This window comes from Sulfitobacter sp. HI0129, assembly GCF_001635395.1.
In the GTDB taxonomy this organism is placed as follows: domain Bacteria; phylum Pseudomonadota; class Alphaproteobacteria; order Rhodobacterales; family Rhodobacteraceae; genus Sulfitobacter.
In genome coordinates this window covers 1-1,275 of sequence record NZ_LWGH01000648.1, presented here as the reverse complement: position 1 = coordinate 1,275, position 1,275 = coordinate 1, and the positions used below count along the sequence as shown (strand labels likewise).

General features: G+C 68.0%; 2 protein-coding genes. Both read left to right on the top strand.

Features of this window, described 5'->3' with window-relative positions:
- On the top strand, window positions 1–424 hold a 424-nt coding region (locus A3764_RS16750; RefSeq protein ID WP_150122251.1), incomplete at its 5' end, for an SDR family oxidoreductase.
- A gap of 13 nt (window positions 425–437) precedes the next feature.
- Window positions 438–1,241 (top strand): HpcH/HpaI aldolase/citrate lyase family protein, encoded by an 804-nt coding sequence (locus tag A3764_RS16745; RefSeq protein ID WP_067920108.1) that lies wholly within the window; start codon window positions 438–440, stop codon window positions 1,239–1,241.
- Window positions 1,242–1,275: the final 34 nt, after the last annotated feature.

Sequence of the window (1,275 nt, the reverse complement as noted above, 5' to 3'; positions counted from 1 at the left end):
GATCAACGTCAAGGCGCTTTTCCATATGACGAACGCGGTCGTCCCGGTGATGCGCGAACAGGGCGGTGGTGTGATGATCAACATCGGCTCCACCGCCGGGATCCGCCCGCGCCCCGGGCTGACGTGGTACAACTCCACCAAGGGGGCGGTGAACCTGCTGAGCCGCTCGATGGCCGTCGAACTGGCGCCTGACAAGATCCGCGTCAACTGCGTGGCACCGGTGATGGGCGCGACCGGTCTGCTCGAAAGTTTCATGGGCCTGCCCGATACGCCCGAAAACCGCGCCCGCTTCATCGCGACCGTGCCGCTGGGCCGATTGGCGGAGCCGCGCGACGTGGCAAGCGCCTGCCTTTACCTCGCCTCGGACGAGGCGGAATTTTTGACCGGCGTCGTCCTCGAAGTGGACGGCGGCCGCACCATCTGAACCGCTTATCGCCATGCCGCTTCCCATTACCTATCTCTTCGTTCCCGGCGACCGCCCGGACCGGTTCGCCAGGGCGCTGGCCGCTGGCGCCGACAGGGTGATCCTCGATCTCGAAGACGCCGTGACCCCCGACAGGAAGGCAGAAGCGCGCTTGGCGATCCGCTCCGCGCAGCTGGACTGGCAGCGGGTGGCGATCCGCGTCAATCCGGCGGACGCGGACTGTTGGCGCGACGACCTCGCAACAGTGGCCGCCACGGGCGCGGCAACAGTCGTGATCCCCAAGGCGGAGAGGGCGAGCGATCTGGAAGAGGCCGCCGCAGTCATCGGACGCCCGATCGAGGTCTTGCCGCAGATCGAAACGGCACAGGGGCTGGACGTTCTTGACGAACTGCTGGCCGCGCCGGGGGTGCGGCGGGTCGCTTTCGGGCATCTGGACTTCGCGCTGGACATCGGGGCCGAACCGGAGTGGGAGGCGCTGACCCTCGCACGGCAGAGGCTGGTCTGGCGCTCACGCCTTGCCGAAAGGGAGGCGCCTGTCGACAGCGTCACGGTGATGCTGGACCCCGAGCGTACGAAAGCGGACGCAGCTGCGGCCAGCGCGATAGGTTTCGGCGGCAAACTGTTGATCCACCCCGCCCAGGTTGCCCCCGCGCGGGCCGCCTTTGCCCCCGGCGCCGCGCAGATGGACTGGGCCCGCCGCGTGCTGGAGGCACTGGCCGAAGGCGGCACGGGCGCGGTGGCGCTGGACGGCAAGATGATAGACAAACCGGTCGAGGATGCCGCGCGGCGCATCCTCTCGAAGGCCGGCGAGCTTTAGGAGAGATGGACATGCTGGACATTCCCGCAGAAGT

Coding starts and splice junctions, on each gene's coding strand:
- A3764_RS16745 (WP_067920108.1), top strand. CDS start 438: ATGCCGCTTCCCATTACCTATCTCTTCGTTCCCGGCGACCGCCCGGAC.